Source organism: Haliscomenobacter sp. (genome assembly GCF_041740695.1).
Classification (GTDB): Bacteria; Bacteroidota; Bacteroidia; order Chitinophagales; family Saprospiraceae; genus Haliscomenobacter.
Window position 1 is genome coordinate 1 of record NZ_JBGSLK010000054.1, and the last position, 19,579, is coordinate 19,579.

Annotated in this window: 14 protein-coding genes; 3 read left to right on the forward strand and 11 right to left on the reverse strand. The window is 47.6% G+C overall.

The window, feature by feature from the left end; genetic code table 11:
• Positions 1 to 57 precede the first annotated feature (57 nt).
• Entirely contained in the window at positions 58 to 3,513 is a 3,456-nt protein-coding gene (locus tag ACEW9O_RS12050) for a pyruvate carboxylase (RefSeq protein ID WP_373550413.1), read from the reverse strand.
• A gap of 614 nt (positions 3,514 to 4,127) precedes the next feature.
• On the opposite strand from ACEW9O_RS12050, the gene ACEW9O_RS12055 reads away from it, so the two are divergent.
• Positions 4,128 to 5,765, forward strand: a complete 1,638-nt coding sequence (locus ACEW9O_RS12055; protein WP_373550414.1) for a M43 family zinc metalloprotease — start codon at positions 4,128 to 4,130, stop codon at positions 5,763 to 5,765.
• 118 nt (positions 5,766 to 5,883) lie between these two features.
• On the opposite strand, the gene ACEW9O_RS12060 is transcribed toward ACEW9O_RS12055, so the two are convergent.
• On the reverse strand, positions 5,884 to 6,552 hold the full coding sequence (locus ACEW9O_RS12060) for a class I SAM-dependent methyltransferase (RefSeq protein ID WP_373550415.1): 669 nt from the start codon (positions 6,550 to 6,552) through the stop codon (positions 5,884 to 5,886).
• A 137-nt stretch (positions 6,553 to 6,689) separates the two neighbouring features.
• On the opposite strand from ACEW9O_RS12060, the gene ACEW9O_RS12065 reads away from it, so the two are divergent.
• Positions 6,690 to 7,778, forward strand: coding sequence for a Smr/MutS family protein (locus ACEW9O_RS12065; protein ID WP_373550416.1), 1,089 nt, complete (start codon positions 6,690 to 6,692; stop codon positions 7,776 to 7,778).
• A gap of 55 nt (positions 7,779 to 7,833) precedes the next feature.
• Here the strand turns inward: ACEW9O_RS12065 and ACEW9O_RS12070 are convergent, their stop codons facing one another.
• From ACEW9O_RS12070 to ACEW9O_RS12080, 3 genes are all read right to left on the reverse strand, one after another.
• Positions 7,834 to 8,439: a D-glycero-alpha-D-manno-heptose-1,7-bisphosphate 7-phosphatase gene (locus ACEW9O_RS12070; RefSeq protein ID WP_373550417.1), complete on the reverse strand. Its 606-nt coding sequence runs from the start codon at positions 8,437 to 8,439 to the stop codon at positions 7,834 to 7,836.
• A complete protein-coding gene (locus ACEW9O_RS12075) occupies positions 8,429 to 8,659 on the reverse strand; it encodes a hypothetical protein (RefSeq protein WP_373550418.1) in 231 nt (76 codons plus the stop codon). Before ACEW9O_RS12075 ends, ACEW9O_RS12070 begins: the two co-directional genes overlap by 11 nt.
• 248 nt (positions 8,660 to 8,907) lie before the next feature.
• Positions 8,908 to 10,230 (reverse strand): sugar porter family MFS transporter, encoded by a 1,323-nt coding sequence (locus tag ACEW9O_RS12080; protein ID WP_373550419.1) that lies wholly within the window; start codon positions 10,228 to 10,230, stop codon positions 8,908 to 8,910.
• Positions 10,231 to 10,541: 311 nt separating this feature from the next.
• On the opposite strand from ACEW9O_RS12080, the gene ACEW9O_RS12085 reads away from it, so the two are divergent.
• Positions 10,542 to 11,207 carry a porin family protein gene (locus ACEW9O_RS12085; RefSeq protein WP_373550420.1) on the forward strand — a complete coding sequence of 222 codons (666 nt, stop codon included), beginning with the start codon at positions 10,542 to 10,544 and terminating at the stop codon, positions 11,205 to 11,207.
• Between the two features lie 116 nt (positions 11,208 to 11,323).
• Here the strand turns inward: ACEW9O_RS12085 and can are convergent, their stop codons facing one another.
• The 6 genes from can to ACEW9O_RS12115 all read right to left on the reverse strand — a co-directional run bounded on the left by can (position 11,324) and on the right by ACEW9O_RS12115 (position 19,375).
• Positions 11,324 to 11,956 carry a carbonate dehydratase gene (gene can / locus ACEW9O_RS12090; RefSeq protein WP_373550421.1) on the reverse strand — a complete coding sequence of 211 codons (633 nt, stop codon included), beginning with the start codon at positions 11,954 to 11,956 and terminating at the stop codon, positions 11,324 to 11,326.
• A gap of 2 nt (positions 11,957 to 11,958) precedes the next feature.
• Positions 11,959 to 13,524, reverse strand: coding sequence for a SulP family inorganic anion transporter (locus tag ACEW9O_RS12095; protein ID WP_373550422.1), 1,566 nt, complete (start codon positions 13,522 to 13,524; stop codon positions 11,959 to 11,961).
• A 135-nt stretch (positions 13,525 to 13,659) separates the two neighbouring features.
• Positions 13,660 to 14,811, reverse strand: coding sequence for a sugar MFS transporter (locus ACEW9O_RS12100; protein WP_373550423.1), 1,152 nt, complete (start codon positions 14,809 to 14,811; stop codon positions 13,660 to 13,662).
• Complete coding sequence (locus ACEW9O_RS12105) at positions 14,808 to 16,082, reverse strand: agmatine/peptidylarginine deiminase (RefSeq protein ID WP_373550424.1); 1,275 nt, start codon at positions 16,080 to 16,082, stop codon at positions 14,808 to 14,810. The genes ACEW9O_RS12100 and ACEW9O_RS12105 overlap by 4 nt, the downstream gene beginning before the upstream one ends.
• Positions 16,083 to 16,193: 111 nt before the next feature.
• Positions 16,194 to 17,783 (reverse strand): flavin monoamine oxidase family protein, encoded by a 1,590-nt coding sequence (locus ACEW9O_RS12110; protein WP_373550425.1) that lies wholly within the window; start codon positions 17,781 to 17,783, stop codon positions 16,194 to 16,196.
• A 50-nt stretch (positions 17,784 to 17,833) separates the two neighbouring features.
• Entirely contained in the window at positions 17,834 to 19,375 is a 1,542-nt protein-coding gene (locus ACEW9O_RS12115; protein WP_373550426.1) for a flavin monoamine oxidase family protein, read from the reverse strand.
• Between the last annotated feature and the right edge of the window lie 204 nt (positions 19,376 to 19,579).

The window sequence follows — 19,579 nt, forward strand, 5'->3', positions numbered from 1 at the left end:
TCAAAATCGTTCGCGGTAGCCTCAACCTCCCTCAACCATCTCAACCTCCCTAAACTACTATTCCAATTCAATAATCAAATCATCCTGCTCCACCAGCGTCTTTTCCTTCAAATGGATCTTCTTCACCGTTCCCGCCTCGTGGGCAATGATGGTGCTTTCCATTTTCATGGCTTCGATGATAAAGAGCGGCGAGTTGGCTTGTACAGCATCACCTTCTTTGACCAGGATTTTGGCGAGACTACCTTGCAGTGGCGCACCTACATCCTTGGCTGTGCTCACTTTTTGGTGGACGATCACTTCCGTCTTTGCCGTTTTATCCCGCACTGAAAGCATCCGCGATTGGCCATTCAATTGGAAAAACACCACCCGGTTGCCGAGTTCATCGGGCTGGGTTTTATTGAGGTATTTGACCACAATGTTTTTGCCCTTGTCCAGTTCAATGATGATTTCTTGCATGGGCTCCATGCCAAAGAAAAAGACTTTGGAAGAGAGGTGGCTCAAATCACCGTACTTGCTTCTGGATTCGTGGTATTCCTCGTATACCTTGGGATACATCTGGTAGGAAAGGAAATCCCGGAATTTGGTGTTGAGGCCAAACTTTTCCTGAAAGTCCGCAAAAGCAGCATCCAGATCCAAAGGCTGCATGTTAGCATTGGGAGCCATGGTGTAGGGTTTCTCCCCTTTCAAGACCACGTCCTGGATGTTTTTGGGAAATCCACCTTCAACCTGACCCAAGTCACCCCGCATGAGTGCCTTCACACTATCCGGGAAGGCCAGCGAATTGCCCCGCTTGATGACATCCTCGGCAGAGAGGTTATTGGAAGTCATGAACAAAGCCATATCGCCCACTACTTTGGAGGAAGGTGTTACTTTGACAATGTCCCCAAAAAGGTCGTTGGCCACACGGTAATTATGTTTGACGAGTTCAAATTTGTCTTCGAGGCCCAGTGCCCGCGCTTGTGGCCGCAAGTTGGAGTACTGTCCACCGGGGATTTCGTGCTCGTACACATCCGCAGAGCCAGCCCGCAATTCCGACTCAAAAGGATGGTAAACCCGGCGCACCAACTCCCAATAATTCGAAAATTCATTGAGGCTATGCAAAGAGATGGGGTTTTCGCGTTCGTTGCCCTCCATCATTGCTACAAAGGAGTTAAAATTGGGCTGAGAGGTCAGGCCACTCATCGAAGCGAGCGCCAAGTCCACAACATCAACTCCAGCCTCGACAGCTTTGAGGTAAGAAACTGCCTGGATCGAAGAAGTGTCGTGGGTATGTAGGTGAATCGGTAGGTCGACTGCTTTTTTCAACTCTTTCACCAATAAATCCGCAGCATAAGGTTTGAGCAATCCCGCCATGTCTTTGATGCAGAGGATGTGAGCCCCTTCGTCTTCCAGTCTGCGGGCCAAATCAAGGTAATATTGCAGGCTGAATTTGGTACGAGTAGGGTCACTAATGTCTCCGGTGTAACAGATACAAGCCTCGGCGAGTGACTCGGTGCGCTCCCTAACCGTGCGGATGCTGGTGCGCATGGAGTCTACAAAATTAAGCGAGTCAAAAATGCGGAAAATGTCGATACCGGTTTTAGCTGCTTCTTCGATGAATTTGACAATCACATTGTCGGGATAAGCGGTATACCCTACGGCATTGGAACCCCGAATCAACATCTGTAAAAGTACATTGGGAATCGCCTGCCGAATTTGTTCCAAACGCTCCCAGGGGCATTCGTGCAAAAAGCGCAGGGCCACATCAAATGTAGCGCCACCCCATACTTCCATCGAAAACACCTGATCTCCGTGGTGTCGGGCGTAACTTTCAGCAATTTTCATTAGGTCGTACGTACGCACCCGGGTAGCCAGCAGCGACTGGTGGGCGTCGCGGAAGGTGGTATCGGTATATTGGATGCGGGGTTCGGCTTTCAACCATTGGACAAAACCTTCACGCCCTAGTTCTTTCAAACGGTCTTTGCTGCCTTTGGGGAAAGCTTCGTCGGTATTGTATTTGGGCACCACCGGATTCAACAAGACCACATTTGGGTCTTTAAATAATACATCGGGGTTTTTGTTGACAATGACTTCCGCCACGTAGCGCAGAATGCGGGTGCCACTGTCCTGCCAGTTGCGCGACTTGAGGAGCTGTGGATTTTCTTTGATGAAATTAACGGTGAAGTTCCGGTTTTGGAAATCCTCGTTTTCGAGCAAATTCAACAAAAAGCCGATGTTGGTTTTGACACCTCTTACCCGGAACTCCCGTAGTGCCCGATGTAATTTGCGTGCTGCCGAAGGCATATCACGCCCCCAGGCGGTAACTTTCACCAACAAACTGTCAAAAAAGGGCGAAATGCGGGCACCAGCAAAAGCACTACCTGCATCCAGACGAATGCCCATACCACCCGGACTGCGGTAAGCGATCAGGGTACCGTAATCGGGTTTGAATTCGTTGGTGGGGTCTTCCGTAGTGATCCGGCACTGGATGGCGCAACCGGAGCATTCAATGGATTCTTGGCTGGGGATGCCGACTTCCTCGCCGGTCAGGGGCAAACCTTGGGCAATCAGGATTTGGGAACGCACCAGGTCAATGCCCGTTACTTCTTCGGTAACGGTATGCTCCACCTGAATCCGGGGGTTTACTTCAATGAAGTAGACGTTTTCTTCTTCATCCAGCAAAAACTCTACGGTTCCAGCATTGTTGTACCCTACTGCCCGCGCCAGTTTGAGCGCATATTCGTAGAGTTTTTCTTTGGTGCCTTCTTTGCGGATACTGACCCCGGGTGCAATTTCGACCACTTTTTGGAAACGACGTTGAATCGAACAGTCGCGTTCATACAAATGAACAATGTTGCCGTGGCGGTCACCCAGAATTTGTACTTCGATGTGTTTGGGGCGTTCGATGAATTTTTCCAAAAAGAGGGTTCCGTCGCCAAAAGCCGTCAAAGCCTCACTTCCGGCTTCCTTGTATTCTTTCATTAAAGAGTCATCGTCGCGTACCACCCGCATGCCCCGACCACCGCCGCCTGACGCAGCTTTGATGATTACGGGATAACCAATGCGCCGCGCTTCGGCCAAGGCAATTTCAGCAGTACTGAGGTCGAGTTCACTGTCGGGAATGAGTGGAATTCCGGTTTTACGTGCAATGTTTTTGGCCGCAATTTTATCCCCCAACTGATCCATAATTTCGGGATCAGGGCCGATAAAGGTGATTCCAGCATCGCGGCAGGCCCGGGCAAAGTCTACATTTTCAGACAAAAAGCCATAACCCGGGTGAATGGCGTCCACCTGATTGTCTTTGGCTACCCGGATGATCTCCTTTATATTAAGGTAAGGTTTGAGTGGGTCATCATCCGCTCCAATTTGGAAGGCCTGGTCAGCTTTGAAGCGGTGCAAGGAGTAACGATCTTCAAAAGTGTAGATCGCTACGGTAGAAATTTTCAGCTCAGCAGCAGCGCGTAATACCCGTATGGCTATTTCCCCGCGATTGGCTACCAAAATCTTCCGGAATTGCTGGTTTAAACTTGTCATGTACATGTCAGTTTACAAAAGAATATGAATGAGTAGTTTTGTGTTTTGCATTTAACTCACTGTCAGAGACTAAGCGTAATTTGGTTTGTTTTTCGGACTAAAAAGGACTTTGAAATAGGGTCAAAAACAGGTTGAAAATTCCGGCAGGGCAGCATTTTTACAAAAAAAATGACATAAATATGAAAAAAGTCGCCTCAATATAAGGATGTTTCAAAAAATGATTGTAATATTACTGTCGAAATATCACGTCCCCCCTTGTGATAGTTCCCATTTATAACCGGTTTTAGGTACTTCAAATTTCCATCAGGTTTAATCAACATCATTTACACAGCGTTTATCTGGTTGCAATTGGTCTGCCTTCACGATTTTGCTCTTGAGTTGCATCATCTGAGGATTAGGACTTCGTCTGTGCACCCAATGTCTTCTTTGCACCAATAATAACTTGTTTGCGCCCAAAAACGAACAATGAGACGACCATGGTGGCCTCTCCTTGCCAGAGAGTAGTGTACCTCATTGTTTAAAATCTCTGCCACCGCGACGCAAAAATTTAGGGGTAAATAAGTGCCAAAGGGTTAATTCTATTGATTTTTTGGACACTGTAATCGAAACAAATCATGATTGCCAGAACACTCACATGCTTCCTGCTCCCAATTCTATTGGTTTCAGCTGCCTATGCGCAGCGCAATTGTGCCACATTAGATCATTGGAAATACGTATTGTCCAAGCATGCCAACACCGCACAAAACCGGGCGCTCATCGAGCGGCATACTCAGCTTTTTACAAAAGCGCCACAATTACGCGACGGAGATAACATTTTGATTCCGGTCGTAGTCAACATCGTACACAACAACCCTACTGAAAACATTTCCGACGAGCAAATACTGGAACAAATCCGTGTTTTGAACGAAGATTTCGGTCGGCTAAATCCAGACGCGGATGCAGCCTGGCCACAAGCTGCACATACGGGCATCCAATTTCAATTGGCAAAACAGGCTCCCGATGGAACACCTACCAATGGCATTCGCCGCAGGTACACTTCCTATGCTAATTTTTCTACTTACGACGATGTCAAATTCAGCAAATCGGGCGGCATTGATGCCTGGCCAACCGGGCAATACCTCAACATTTGGGTGTGCAACCTGGAAGGCGACATCATGGGTTACGGCCAGCTCCCGGGTGGGCCGGTGGCGACCGACGGCGTGGTGATTGACTATCAATTTTTTGGCCGCTATGGCCATACCAAGGCGCCTTTCGACCGCGGCCGTACCGCCACTCATGAAGTTGGGCATTGGCTCAATCTCTTTCACATCTGGGGTGATGGTGACTGTAGCATCGATGACATGGTGCCAGATACTCCCGATTCTGATGAGGCGAATCATGGTTGTCCTAAGGATGCTTATTCCTGCGGGGGTAAATTGATGGTTCAAAACTTCATGGACTATACCGATGATGGGTGTATGAATTTATTCACTCAAGGCCAGGCTCGCCGCATGCAGGCACTTTTTGCTACCAGCGGGTTTCGGAACAGTTTTCTCAGTTCTCATGGCTTACAAACTTTAGCTGAGATCAAACAGGGGGAAACTTGTGGCGATGGCCTCCAAAATGGCGATGAAACTGGCATTGATTGTGGCGGCTCATGTATTCCTTGCGCCAGCAAAATAAATTGCCCGGTGCCACTTAGCATCAATCAAGTACATGTGATCAGCAAAGTCACCTTGCGTTGGGAGGCAGTTGGCTCCGCCACTTATCTGGCCGAAATTCGTCAACTTAAACCTAGTGTAACCAAATGGGCCAGTGTAGTGACGGCCAATACCAGTGCCAGTGTAAGTGGGGTACGCGTTGGTCGTACCTATGAGTGGCGGGTGCGTTCCATTTGCCAAACTGGAGATACCAGTGCCGCAGCGGGAGTGGTGTTTGTCACCCGCAGCAATGAACGATCCCTTACCAACGGCCTTCCAGCCATTTATCCCAATCCTACTCGTGGCCAATTCTATTTCAATGCTCAGGCAGAAGAAAGTGTAGATACGGAACTACAAATTGGAGTTCATGACAAAGCTGATCCAGCTATCGCGTCAACATTATTGATTAAAAATATTCAGGGGCAACTGATTCAATCTCAAAACTTGTCTGCGGAAACCAGCAGTGGTATACAAGTAGACGTGACGAACCTGACTGCGGGCATGTACTTTGTGCATTGGACAGATGCCAATGGCAAACCTCTTAGCCAGGTTTACAAATTGATCATTCATTAACCTTTTTTTCTACAATAGCATACTGTGAGAAAAGCACCTGTGCACCCCAAATAGGTGTACTTGATTTATTCTGTTACGTTATCGTTTGACACTGTTCCCGGAATGGCTCGCAACCAACTCAGGTTGATGAGCCATTCCTTTTTTTGGCCTTTATGGCTGCATAATTAAAAATCCAGCCTTGTTTTAGCACCAGCTTTTTTTCTAGGTCTAAACCTAATTTTTCCAATAAGTGCACATAATCGGCCAGATCATCTTGCTGCGGATGGAGTACATCGCCAGGTACAATGCGGAAAATAAACTTGAGCAGCGCAAACCGGTGTACATCTATACTTATGAGCAGCGTCCCACCCGGTTTAAGGCTTTGTACCAAACGCTGCGTTGCTTTTTCCAAATCGGCTACATGATTGATGGCGTTGAGGCAAAATACGTGGTCGTACACTTCCCTTTGGTCCAATTGTTCCAGCATCATGCCCTGAAAATGAACATAAGGGAATTGGTTTAGCCGAAAATCTGGCAATTTTTTTTCATAAGCCTCCAATAAAGGGTCTATGGCGTCTACTTTTTGTGCTTCCAAAATGGTGAAAATACCCGCAGGTCCACAGCCCGCATCCAAAACCTGCTCCCCCGGCAGTAGTTGTAATTCCATTTGGATCAACACCTTACGCCAATGGACTCGTTTGGCCTCCACATAGTCGGGCCAGTTCAGTTGTTGCAAATAACGTCGCCACCAGCGCAACTCCAGGAATTGTGCCAGTCTCCAGCGCCAGGAATATGTTTGATTTTCCAAAAGAAGTAATAATTTTAGGTCAGCAATCAGCGGTCAGCTGTCAGCTATGAGCGATCAGCAATTAGCTATCAGCGAATAGTGCGCTGCTGATGACTGATGGCTCATAGCTGACAGCTGATTGCTTCAAACTCTCAAATATGCGTTTTCCAATAGGTACAAAGGTAAAATTTATTCATACTGGCGACGAAGGTACAGTGGTTTCTTTGCTTGATGCGGAAACAGTGAATGTACGGCTCAGTGGTGAAGACATGGAAATTCCGGTGAACATTGAAAACATCGTGATGGCTGATCAATATGTCGCTTCAGCACCCGTCATGAAGGGCAAACCCAAAGCTCAGCCTCAAATGAACGTTCCTCCGCCACGGCCCAAGATTGCGCCACCAGCCATAGGTGTGCCCGTCAAAGGAGGCAATGCCCAATATGCCATCCTGAAAAGTATGGGCATTCAACTGGCTTTTGACCCCATTTATAAAGACGACAGTTCTCCCGAAAAATACCAAATTTATGTGATCAACGACACCCGCATGGACGTGGTCTACAATTTCACTTTGTTTTTGGGAAAAAGGGCCGCCATAGAACACAGCAGCAAATTGAACAGCCTGCACTATGAGCGGATTGGAGAACTTTTGTTCGACCAACTCAACGATAGTCCGTCGGTGGAAATGGAATGCTGGCGCTTGTTGACCGATGGCGATGGCAAAAAGCTGCGCAAGGAGATCAACATCAAGCCCAAGACTTTTTTCACCAAAATCATCACTGCGCCATTTTTAGATCGGCCGGTTCACCATTTTCGCGTTTTTGAAAAACATGAGTTGGACGCGAGTGAAGAAAAGGAAACAGGTACGGAAGACCTCAAATCCTATACCGAACGCAATGTACAGCCACATACCACAGTGATTCACCATTCCAGTGATCCCAAACACGAGGTCAAACAATTGGCGGAGTTTAAAATTGAATTGGACCTTCACATCGAAAATCTGGTGAAGGATCAACGAAAAATGAGCAATTCGGATATTATCAATCTACAAATCCGCCGTTTTGAGCAATACCTCGATGAAGCAGTCAGGACGGGTATCGACCGGGTGTTTATCATCCACGGCGTAGGGGAAGGCAAACTGAAAAATGCCATCGCCACCATCCTGTTTCAACACCCCCATGTCAAAACCTTTAAAAATGAATACCATCCACGGTATGGGTATGGGGCTACGGAGGTGGAGTTCAATTGATTGTTGAGGGAGGTCGAGAAAGTTGAGGGAGGTTGAGGCTACCGCAGCGACACAACTACAAGCTAAAGTTTGAAGTGTAACAATACTCAGCAAATTCCCACAATGAGGCAAAGCGCTGATGGATTTGCAATCCATTGGCCAAGGCTTGTTCTAATTTATCCAGTTCATCGCTTTTGCCTTCGATGAGCACGTTGTACATACCCAGGTTTTGGCCAAATTCCAGATCAGAGACCGAATCGCCTACCATGATCGAGGTTTGGAAATCAATGTCTGGGAAATCCGCCTGGGCTTTGAGCGCCATCGCAGGCGCTGGTTTGCGGCAATTGTTGGGGACACTGGATAAGTCCCCACAATGGTACACGGCATCGATGCGTCCACCCGCTGCCTCAATTTCCTGGATCATTTTTTGATGAATCTCGGCTAGCTGAGCTTCGCTCATTTGCCCTTTGCCAATGCCTTGCTGGTTGGTGACCACGATGATGTGTTGGAAATGGGTGGCGAAAAAAGCCAGGGCTTCGAGCGCACGGGGAGTGAATTGGAAATCGGACCATTGGGCTACGTAGTCGCCGGGAAGGCGCTCGTTGATGACGCCGTCGCGGTCGAGGAAGAGGGTGTGGTAGGGAATCATTCCTCTCTCTGAAACAATAACTTTATAACTCATTGATCACATCATTAAGACTAAGTCTTGGTTTCAAACCTTTTCTCATCTCATTCATCTCCTGAAAGGCCTGCAAAAGGCTATCTTTCAATAAACTATATTCAATCATCTTTTTTATCTCTTCCCAATCTTCAATGGGTATCAAAACACCTGTTTTTTTACCCTCTTCATCAGTTAGATAATTCAAGTTGATTGTATCCATAGAAAATGCGGTCGCTGTCATCCTTCGCTATTTTTCACCACAAAAATATCTGCTTTATATGTGAAAAACATGAATCATCTCGAGTTTTCAAAATAATTCCAAGGCGACATAATTTTCACAAAGAAAACACAAAGAAACACAAAGGACACAAAGTTAGACGTTGACGACGCTTCGCTTTGTGTCCTTTGTGTCCTCTTTTTTCCTTTGTGGTAAAGAAATGTCGCTTTTGTAGTGTTTTAAGAAATTCGGGATGACGAACTGTCCTCTCCTCAATGCCCCATAATCTGCTTCTCCAAATCCTCCAGGGTTGCCCCTTTGGTTTCCGGCATCAGGAAGGCTACAAACAACAATTGCAGCACCATCATGGCCGTAAAGAACAGGAACACCGAACCCGTACCAAAGTTATTGGCAAAATAAGGGAACACATTGGTGATCAGCGCCGCAAAAATCCAGTGGGTAAAACTACCAAAGGATTGCCCGGCTGCCCGCACCTGGTTAGGAAAAATTTCGGAGATGAACACCCAGATCACCGCGCCTTGCCCCAGCGCGTGCGCAGCGATGAACATAAACAAAAACAGGCTAATGCCCGCATAGGACTCCGTAAAGAAGGCGTAGGCAATCAAAGACAAGGACACAATGTAGCCAATCGAGCCAATGTACATCAACAACTTGCGTCCAAAACGATCAATCAATGCGATGCCTATCATTGTAAATATCAAATTGACCACGCCAATCCCCATCGATGACAACAAAGCCGTACTCGCCCCTTGGCCCGCCAGTTCAAAAATCCGGGGTGAGTAATAAATCACCGCATTGATGCCTGAAACCTGGTTGAACAAGGCGAATAAAAAGGCCAGCAAAATCGGCCAGGAATATTTTTTGGAAAAAAACGGCTCTACTCGTTTGCCCACTTCCTGATGCACCGACGCCCGAATGGCTTGAATGGATGCGTCCACTGCTCCAGGGTTGATGACTTCGAGGGTTCCTCTTGCTCCCGCTTCATCATTGCGTTTGATGATCAACCAACGCGGGCTTTCGGGCACAAAAAGTACAAAAATGATGAAGGCCAGCGAAGGTAAAGCGACAACACCCAGCATCCAACGCCAAGATTCTGCCCCGCCTGCCCCTTGCAAGGCATAATTGCTCACATAGGCGATGAGGATACCCAAAACGATGTTGAACTGAAAAATGGCGACCAATTGCCCCCGCGATTTGGCAGGAGAGATTTCAGAAATGTACAGCGGCGCAGCAACCGACGAGGCTCCGACACCCAATCCACCGATAAAACGGAAAACCATAAAAGTATTGACATCCTGCGCCAACGCGGAACCCAAGGCCGAGACGAGGTAAAGGATTCCAATCCAAAACAAGGTCTTTTTGCGCCCCAAGGCGTCACTTGGCCAGCCCCCCAAGGCTGCTCCAAACACGGTGCCATAAAGTGCCATAGCGACTGCCAGACCGTGCCAAAAATCATTCAGCGACCAGAGTTTTTGAATGGCCTGCTCAGCCCCCGAAATCACGGCGGTATCCAAACCAAATAAAAACCCACCCAATGCAACTGTAATGGACCAAAGTAAAATTTTGCGATTCATGTGTAGAGAGTTGATGTACACACGAAACTACGAAAAATGCGAACAGTGAATAGGGAAAAGCAGGAAATCCAAACCAATGAAGTCTGTTTGTTCGTACTATTTTGTAGGAAAAGCCAATTGATGCAACCTTAAAAGCTTACCCCTTGTTTCAAATAGACGGAACGAATGATAATTTTTTTTTGTAATGACTCCTTTATACACTTGCCCGGTCCCGTACGGTGTATAGTAGCTCAAATCATTTTCAGCCTCCCCCTGCCAGATCACTGGTGCTTATATAATTTTTTCTTTTATCACCAATCAACCAAATGACTATGAAAAAAGTAATCTTGGGGATGTTCCTCCTCATTTGTTTCAGCATCAACAGCCATGCTCAAGTTAGCATCAAAGTCGGTGCCAGCCTTTCCACTGTTGCCGAAAAAAGAGAAAACGTCACCAAAGACCAGCTGGAAAATGCATCGGTACTGGGCCCTGTAATAGGCCTAGCCTTTGAACTCAACCCCGGTAAATTATTGGTCTTTCAGCCCGAGTTGCTGTTTTCGCAAAGCGGTGGCCGCAATACTTACCAATTGTTGGGTACCTCTACCGATAACCGCTACAGAATCAGCTACCTCGAACTCCCACTGCTGGCCAAGCTCCAATTGGGCAACAACAATGGAGAAGGAGTGGGCCTTCACATCGCGGCAGGTCCATGGTTGGGTTATGCGCTGGGTGGAAAAACCAAAACGGTGACGACTGTAGGTAGCAGCCAGGAAATAGTCACCGAAAGCAAATTCACTTTTGATGATGAAGACGATGCCCGGCGGATCAACTATGGTTTGGTGGCTGCAGCAGGCCTTGGTTTTGGTAAAGTAACCCTCGATCTGCGCTACAATTACGGACTTAACAACATCCTGGACAACGACGCCGACAACACCAACGACAATCGTCCGGTATTGCAAACACGCGGCGTGGCCCTGACGATGGCCCTGCGATTATAAACAAAAGGCAGCACAAAGGGCATAAAGTGTCGTCATCGTCTAACTTTGTGCCCTTTGTGCTGCCTTTGAGTTCTTTGTGATAAAAAATGCTGCTTTAGTGTTTTTCTAAGCCTTCCCTACAGATCTTCATACTCATAAATGTGATCCAGCTCAGCCCCCGGCGCCATTTCCTTCAAAGGTTTAATCAACCCATTGTTCAAGCCATAAACCCAGCCATGTAGATAAGGCGCCTCGCGTTCCTTCCAGGCTTTCTGAATGATTGAAGTTTTAGCCAAATTCAGTACCTGTTCTTCCACATTGAGCTCGATCAAGCGGTTCACCCGATCTTCCTCTTTCTCTATCGCTGTCAATTCTGCTTCGTGGATGCGGTAAACATCTTTGATGTTGCGAATCCATTTATTGATGATGCCGAAATTATTGTGGCTCATCGCCGCTTTTACCCCACCACAACCATAATGCCCGCATACAATGATGTGGCGTACTTTGAGGTACGTCACGGCATATTCCAACACGCTCAACAGGTTGAGGTCGGTGTGGATGACCATATTGGCAATGTTGCGGTGCACAAAAATTTCACCTGGTTCGGTCCCGGTAATTTCATTGGCAGGTACGCGGCTGTCGCTGCATCCGATCCACAAAAACTCGGGCGTTTGGATTTTGGCCAAACGTTTGAAACACTCGGGATCTTCTTTGACTTTTTCTCGCGCCCAAGCTTTGTTTTCCAAGAGTAATCGTTCGTATGCTTTCATGCTTAGATCATTTCCCGCTTGTGCGGATCGTTAAAAATTTCTTTGGTTTCTCCTGGTCTGTGTTTGATGTAAATGCGGATGTTGCGCGACTCCGAATTGACGATAAAGTCGTTGACCACCTCTACCACATCCTGATCCACAAAGGAAGATTTTGAGGCATCAATCAGCACTGCCCGGTCATCGGGAATGTTCTCCAGTACCGTTTTTAAGTAACCTTTGTTGAGGTAAGATACTTCTTTGGCGAAGCGGATCAGGTAGCGATGCTCGTCTTTCATGATGATAATAGACTTGTGGAAATTGCTGCGGAAAATGAAATAAAAACCCACAATCATGCCCACACAAATCCCGATCAACAGGTCGGTAAACAAAATGGCGACAATGGTGATGACAAAGGGAAAAAACTGGTTGTAGCCCTTTTGCCAGGCCTCTTTAAAAATAGAAATTTTGGCCAGTTTGTATCCGGTAAAAATCAAAATGGCCGCCAATGCTGCCTTGGGGATCAGATTGAGCAAACCCGGAATAAACAACACCGCCGCCAGGAGCATTGTGCCGTGCAAGATGGTAGACAATTTACTTTTTGCTCCGGAACTGACATTGGCACTACTGCGCACAATCACCGAGGTAAGGGGCAAGCCGCCCAATAATCCAGAAATTATGTTTCCCACGCCCTGTGCTTTTAGTTCACGATTCGTAGGAGAAAATCCTTTTTCGGGATCCAACTTGTCGATGGCTTCCAAACTAAGTAGGGTTTCTAAACTGGCTACAATGGCCAGCGTTGCCCCCGTAATCCAGACCTGAACATTGCCGATTCCACTCCAATCGGGGCGATTGAGCTGGTTATAAAATTCGAGCGGATTTGACGTAATTGGAAGCCCAACCAAATGATCACCATCCAGGTACAATCTAGAGCCCTGACTTTGAAAATACAAATTCAGCAAAACGCCCGCCAAAACCACAATCAACGGCCCTGGAATCAATTGAAAAATGCGGCTGTGTTTAAAAAACTTGAACTCGTACAGCATTAAGATCAACAAGGAAACGAAGCCAATGATGATGGCGGCTGGTGCAAAATGATTCAGTGAAAGCAAAATTTCTGAAAACGTATTCTCGCCATCGATTTGGAAAAAAGACTCGTCTCCTTCTGGGTCAGCGTCATATCCAACAAGGTGGGGCAATTGTTTGAGGATCAAAATCAGGCCAATGGCCGCCAACATTCCTTTGATCACCGCATTGGGAATGTAATCACCAATGATGCCCGCCTTTAGGTACCCAAGGATGATTTGTAGTACCCCGGAAATGATAACACAAAGTAAAAACACCTCGTACGAAGGCAGGTCGCCTAAAGCCCCTGCAACAATCGCGGTCAAACCTGCCGCGGGTCCGCTCACGCTGAGTTGTGAACCACTCAAGGCACCAATGACAATTCCGCCAACGATTCCAGCAATGACTCCGCTCAACAGCGGCGCTCCCGAAGCCAATGCCACCCCTAAACAGAGTGGTAAAGCAACCAAAAAGACGACAATAGAAGCAGGGACATCCCTTCCGGCATGGGAGAGCATTCGATTCATGCACTTGTTTGTTTAGATACTTGCGCCGCAAGCTTGGCACAAGCACTCAATTGGGTGAAAGCAATAATCAATGCACAAGTTAACCATTAGACTTTATGAACACAAAGTTACTTGGTCATAAAGTCTAGTGTTCCTTTAATTGGCCTTCTTAAGGACAATCACGCAAAAGATAGCCTGCACCACCGTTACAACCAGCAAGGCCAGGGAGAACACCCCAATGCCCCAGGATTTTGCCAAAAAGCCCATGATGTAATTGGTCAACAAATTGCCAAACAGGGACAGTACCAAAATGATCCCAATCGCGGTACCACTCATTTTGGGATACAGGGAGCTACTGAGCCCGAACATCACTGGAAATCCCAAGGCCAAACCAAAACCCAACAACACCAAACCTATAAATACCCAAGCCAAGCCCGACATCCAGCCCAGAACAATGGCTCCCAGCACCAAAAAAACCATGCTGATTTGGAGAATCTTGGGTGCTGGTATTTTGCTCAACACACTCCCCGTCAAAATCCGCATGAGGCTGAGCCCGGCGACGTAGGAAGACAAGGCATACAAGGTCCAACGGCCATCCAGTTGCTGTATTTCCAACAAGTAAGAGGTCGTCCAATTGTTGATCAATGCTTCGCAACAATTTTGCCAAAAGAGAAAAAAACCAATCAGGAGCAAAACTGGATTTTTGAGCATTTGCCCTACATGGGCCAGTGAAACGCCTTCGGAATGTTTGGCTTCCGGAAATCGGAGTGCCAAATAGACCAGGGTGAGCAAAAAGGTGAATCCGGCGATAATGAGCACAATCGTTTCAAAACTCACCATCCCTTTCAATAGGCCCAGGACAAATGGCATGGCCAGGGCACCCAATCCAAAAAATGATCCAAACAGGGCTAGACTAGCCCCCTTATTCTCAGTGCTGATGTCGGCCACCAGGGCACTTGTTGCCCCATTGATGGCCCCGCCACCTATACCAATCAGGACAATGCTGAGCTGCACCATCCAAAGCGCGGTAGCCAGGCCAATGCCTGCAAAACCCAGCGCCAACATTGCACTACAGGCCCCCAGCAGGAGCCGATACCCCGAACGGTCGGTGATGGGTCCAAAACTCAAAGACCCCACCAGAATGCCCAGGGGAAACATCGAGAACAATCCACCGATCTCCAACTCATCGAGCGAAAACTTGGCTTTTAAATCGGGTGCAATGGAGCCAAAAGTGATGACTCCTACTCCAAAAAGGAAAAGTCCAGCACAGGCTGCCGCAAAGATGAGTTGGCGATTGTAGGTTTTCATTGTGTCGTTTTGGGTTCGTTGATGGTAATGCAGTGAATGCCTCCACCGCCGAAATTTACAGCCAGGGCGTCAATTGGAATGATTTTTTTCTGGGGGAAAACCGACCGCAAGATGGCTTGCGCTTGTTCATCGCGCTTTTTCACTTCGGGATCAGCGCCTGGACGGTAATAAGCAGGCACCAAAACACAACCATTTGCAATCAAAAAATTGAGGTAGCTGGCCGCAGCGATACCCAGTACTGGCTTACCCTTGGGAAATTGGTGTCCATTTTCAAAATCACTAATGCTGATCAAATCGTAAGTCCCATCACCAGGATGCAAGGTATCAACGATGAGTTTGGGCAAAGGCATGCGGATGATTTTGAAGGCTTTGCCATCCTGATCTCTGGCCGCTTGTAAAATCCGCAGGTTTTGCGCTAAGCGGCGCTGGTTTTCGCGCCCGATGGGTTCATCCAGCTCGGTGGAATCTACTTGAGCAAGCAGCACGGTGCGCGCATCCACAAAACGCGCCATTTCATCAATATGGCCATTGGTGGTGAGTAGAGTGTATAATTTTTCGCCCTTTGGCCCAGGCAAGGGGCTGCGCTGCGTGTAATCGTCTTCGTAAAGTCCTTCTTTGAGCCAGATGATTTTTCGGACTCCCAATAAACGTTGATATTCCTTTTCGATTTGGGCCAAACTCAGCTTAGGATTGCGACCCCTGGCTACCTTTTCCGTCAACATCAGGGTACCACGGCCATTCACTTCGTGGTTGCCCCCTTCGGTGATCAGCGCAGATGAAATGATTGATAGGTTCATCATTTTGGCTACCCGTTCATCCAGCGTCTCATCTGTTTTTACCAGCGAATCCTGCAAATTGCCAAGGCCCCAGGCGTTGAAGTTAAAATCAGCCATGGCCAGTTTGCCTTGCCGATTCAGTACAAAGGATGGCCCCATGTCTCTGGCCCAAAACTCCTGATAAGGCATTTTAAAAATGCTGACCTGCTGCTTTTCCAGCCAATCCGGGCGGATTTTACTGCGGGCGAGCTGGTACCAGGAATCGTTGGCGACAATGAGTTTGACTTTGACGTAAGGTGCCAGGGCGGAAATGATGTCCAAGGTGGCTTGTTCATTGGGCATGTCTGCGCGGTGGTCATAGTTGGACCACAGGAGCCAAATGGCTTCAGTGGGTTCAAACTCAGCGGCCTGACGGTAGAGGGGCGGTTCAATGGGTTCAGGGTGCTTACAACCAAGCAATAAAAGGAGGACAAGGGCAATGGAGGTTTTTTGCATGGTATAACTCTATTTTATCATGAATTTTGAATTAACCACGCAAAATGTGCGACTTCTACGAAGTCGCACATTATTCATTGTCAATGCATTTGATACAGCGTTCACGTTATCTTACTTCTTGACTTTGGCCAAAATCTGCTCCGCAGCAATTCTACCAGTTTCCGCAGCGCCATTCATGTACCCTTGGAAGTCAACACTGCAATGTTCCCCGGCAAAAAGCATGTTACCAATGGATTCGCCTTCTTGACCTGAAACATCGGTCCATTGACCCGGTTTGTAACAGGCGTAACTTCCTTTTTGAAATGGATTGGTGGTCCAATTCATCGCAGCAGTCTGACTGGGCAAAAAGGCCGACTGAAAGCCGGGAAAAGCCTTTCCTAATTCAGGTACAAAACTCGCCGCCTTTTGGGGGGCAACCGTGGCACCAGCCATGTCGCCTAAAAAGATAGTAAATACCGAAGGCCCTTGATTTTGTTGTTGCAAGTGGTAACTATCCCAACCCGTATGAATGTTCTCGGTGTAAATGTATCCTTGGTAAGCGGGTTGGTTGGAGCGCCAAGGGCGGTTGTTCAAGCCAAGAAAAATTTTACCGTTCAAGCCGTATCCCAATTCCTGAATACATTTGAGTTTTTGTGGCGTGATTCCGGTCAATTTATCGATGCCCTCTACGTTCCGCAACACCGTATAAGGAATGGTCATGATGACAAAGTCAGTTTCCACCTCTTTGGTCGAGCCACCCGCAGCGAAGGAAAGTACAAAACCCTGGCCTTTGTTTTTAACCGCCACCAGGGAATGCCCCAACTGGATGTTTTCCTTTAAACCATCTGCCAGGCGGTCACAAATTTGCTGGTTGCCTCCCTGAAGTTTATACCGCTCGTCACTGTCACCAAATATCTTGAATCCTTTCTTTTTGGTTGCAATCATATCGATCAGGTTCAGGGCGGATTGCTCCTCGGTTGCACGGCCATACTCACCGACGTAGGCTACTTCGAGCATTTTTTTGAACCAGGTATCGGCTTCCAGCCCATCCAGGTAAGCTTTAAGGGTTGTCCGATCCAAACTTTCACAAAGGGGGGTGTCATAATTCTTACCGAGGGATTTGGCGTCCTTGCCTATTTTTTTTCTACAACTTTGGAACGCTTTCACCACATCACCTAAGGTGTAGTGTTGGCCGTTAAAAAAGTATGCGTCACCGATGAGGAGATTGTCCGATTCTTTGTCCAGGATGGGGATATTGAATTGATTGGCCAAATCCAGGATGTCTTTGTGGTCGCTATCGGTAAATTCTCCGCCCAATTCAGTGGTCATGTCATTGCCAAAAAGTTTACTGGTGAACATCCGACCTCCAGTGCGGTTACTCGCTTCATAAATTTGCAGCGCAGTTCCGGGGAGACCTCCTTTTTTTAAACAATGTCCTGCGTGTAAACCCGCTATGCCAGCCCCAATGATCACTACCCGCGCTGAGGTATCAAAGGATTGCCCGGGTTTAAACATTCCATAACCTCCCAAGAGGCTGGTCCCTCCGATGGCGATTCCCGCTTGAAAAGAGGTTCCAAGGAAGCTGCGGCGCGACCAGTTTTTCCGCTGTTGTGTTTGGTACCATTCGGAAATTTCGTCAATCCCGGGGGTATTGGGCTGCTCGCTGAACTGCGCAAGGCGATACGCCTTTTTGAGGATGTTGATTAAGGATGTTTTTGCCATTGGGTGGTGTTTTTGAGGTTAATTAGTGTCAAGTGTAAAAAAACACGTTTTTATCCATTTTTTTTACTCTTTAGGCCTAATAGTAGGTTTTCTGCTGCCACCCGTCCCGAATACGCTCCACCATTCATATACCCCTGAAAAATCACACTGCAATGCTCGCCAGCAAACAGGATATTGCCTTCGGCTTCTTTTTCCGCTCCGCCAAAACTGGCCCATTGTCCGGTTTTATAAGCGGTATATGAGCCGAGGTTGAAGGGATGATTTTTCCAGGAGAACTTGTGCATTTTGCCATTGGTGGCTGCTTTGAATCCGGGCCACATTTGATCTAGGCCGGGCAGGTATTTACTGATTAGTTCATTTTGGGTCAAGTTGGCCGCATCATGGCCGATGTTGCTGCCGCCAAAAACGGTCAGGCTGGCCAAATCACCAGGTTGCATCCGGCTGCTGTCCCATCCACTGTAAGCAGGCAAGTCCGAATTGAATCCTCCATGGGCGCCATGTTTGCGCCAGATGCGTTCATTAAGGCCAAACAGGATTTTGCCACCATTGCCATAACCCAGTTCCTGAATACATTTGCCTTTGACGGGCGACCACTGGAATCCGGTGGTTTTCACCTCCCGCAGTTTGGTAAAGGGTAAGGTCAAAATCAGGTAATCTGCCTTGATTTTTTTGAATTTGCCGTGGTGCTCAAAAATGGCAGTGTATTTCCCATCTGGGTTTTTAATGATTTCAGTTAATGAATGCCCCAGTTCGATTTGCTCTTCCAGCGATTTGCCCATTGCATCGGTCAAAGCTTGGCTACCGCCGCGAATTTTAAAAATTTCTGCCAAGTCTTCCTGCTCCTCGTGTTCATGCCCAACTGCGGGTAAACCCAAAAGAAGGAAAAGGTTAATCACCGATTGTTCGGCGGCATCCATGGTGTAATAACTCGACATGTTGCTCTGGTAAAAATCTTTGAGCCAGCCCTTTACACCAATGCTGTCGAGGTATTGCGGAATGGAGAGCTGATCCAGGCTTTTCCAGGATTCGGCGTTGTGGTAGGAGATTTGTTCAAAGTCTTCCGGAAGTTTTTCCAAACTGGCCCGGAATTGAGGAATAAAGGGCTCAATGGCCTGGCTTAAGTCTGCTTCGGTGTAACGTTTTCCGCCAAAATAAAAGGACTGCTGTAGCGAAGCTTCGTCTTTGCGTAGGTCGTAGATTTCCAAGTTGAACTCTGTAGCCAGGGCCAGCATGTCTTCGTGATAGGCGTCGATGAACTCGCCACCCAACTCCGTGGTCAACCCTGGTCCAAAATAATTGCGCAAGGTCATCATCCGCCCACCAAAACGGTTCGAAGCCTCGTACAAATGAGCCTTGATGCCTGCTTTTTTGAGCTGATGTGCCGCATTCAAACCCGCGATTCCCGCCCCAACAATGAGCACCTTATGCTTATTGGCCAATTCCGGCCATAAGGACTGCCCCATTAATACTCCGGCAGATAGCCCCGAAAACTGACGCACAAACTGGCGGCGGCTCCGCCAATAGTCGGGAGAGGAACGTTGCAAGGCACGTTGAAAGCTGCGCTGCATTAGGTGGGCAAGGTGGGTTTTCATAAGTGAATGCGGTTAGGGATGAAAAGTTAGCCCTCTAAAAATATAAAAATTTTGTGTGGATGTACATACTACTGGACATTTTTGAAAAATGCGAGGAAAAGCGCGAAATTAGAGTTTACCAAGACGCTAAGAACGTATGCTTCCCTCGCACCTACGCAAATTTAAAACATTGTACACTAGGTTTGGCCTAGGAGCAGTAAAAAA

Bases quoted from the DNA above. Each gene is read 5' to 3' on its own strand.
- ACEW9O_RS12050 (WP_373550413.1), bottom strand. From the start codon at position 3,513: ATGACAAGTTTAAACCAGCAATTCCGGAAGATTTTGGTAGCCAATCGC.
- ACEW9O_RS12055 (WP_373550414.1), top strand. From the start codon at position 4,128: ATGATTGCCAGAACACTCACATGCTTCCTGCTCCCAATTCTATTGGTT.
- ACEW9O_RS12065 (WP_373550416.1), top strand. From the start codon at position 6,690: ATGCGTTTTCCAATAGGTACAAAGGTAAAATTTATTCATACTGGCGAC.
- ACEW9O_RS12070 (WP_373550417.1), bottom strand. From the start codon at position 8,439: ATGAGTTATAAAGTTATTGTTTCAGAGAGAGGAATGATTCCCTACCAC.
- ACEW9O_RS12075 (WP_373550418.1), bottom strand. From the start codon at position 8,659: ATGACAGCGACCGCATTTTCTATGGATACAATCAACTTGAATTATCTA.
- ACEW9O_RS12080 (WP_373550419.1), bottom strand. From the start codon at position 10,230: ATGAATCGCAAAATTTTACTTTGGTCCATTACAGTTGCATTGGGTGGG.
- ACEW9O_RS12085 (WP_373550420.1), top strand. From the start codon at position 10,542: ATGAAAAAAGTAATCTTGGGGATGTTCCTCCTCATTTGTTTCAGCATC.
- can (WP_373550421.1), bottom strand. From the start codon at position 11,956: ATGAAAGCATACGAACGATTACTCTTGGAAAACAAAGCTTGGGCGCGA.
- ACEW9O_RS12095 (WP_373550422.1), bottom strand. From the start codon at position 13,524: ATGAATCGAATGCTCTCCCATGCCGGAAGGGATGTCCCTGCTTCTATT.
- ACEW9O_RS12100 (WP_373550423.1), bottom strand. From the start codon at position 14,811: ATGAAAACCTACAATCGCCAACTCATCTTTGCGGCAGCCTGTGCTGGA.
- ACEW9O_RS12105 (WP_373550424.1), bottom strand. From the start codon at position 16,082: ATGCAAAAAACCTCCATTGCCCTTGTCCTCCTTTTATTGCTTGGTTGT.
- ACEW9O_RS12110 (WP_373550425.1), bottom strand. From the start codon at position 17,783: ATGGCAAAAACATCCTTAATCAACATCCTCAAAAAGGCGTATCGCCTT.
- ACEW9O_RS12115 (WP_373550426.1), bottom strand. From the start codon at position 19,375: ATGAAAACCCACCTTGCCCACCTAATGCAGCGCAGCTTTCAACGTGCC.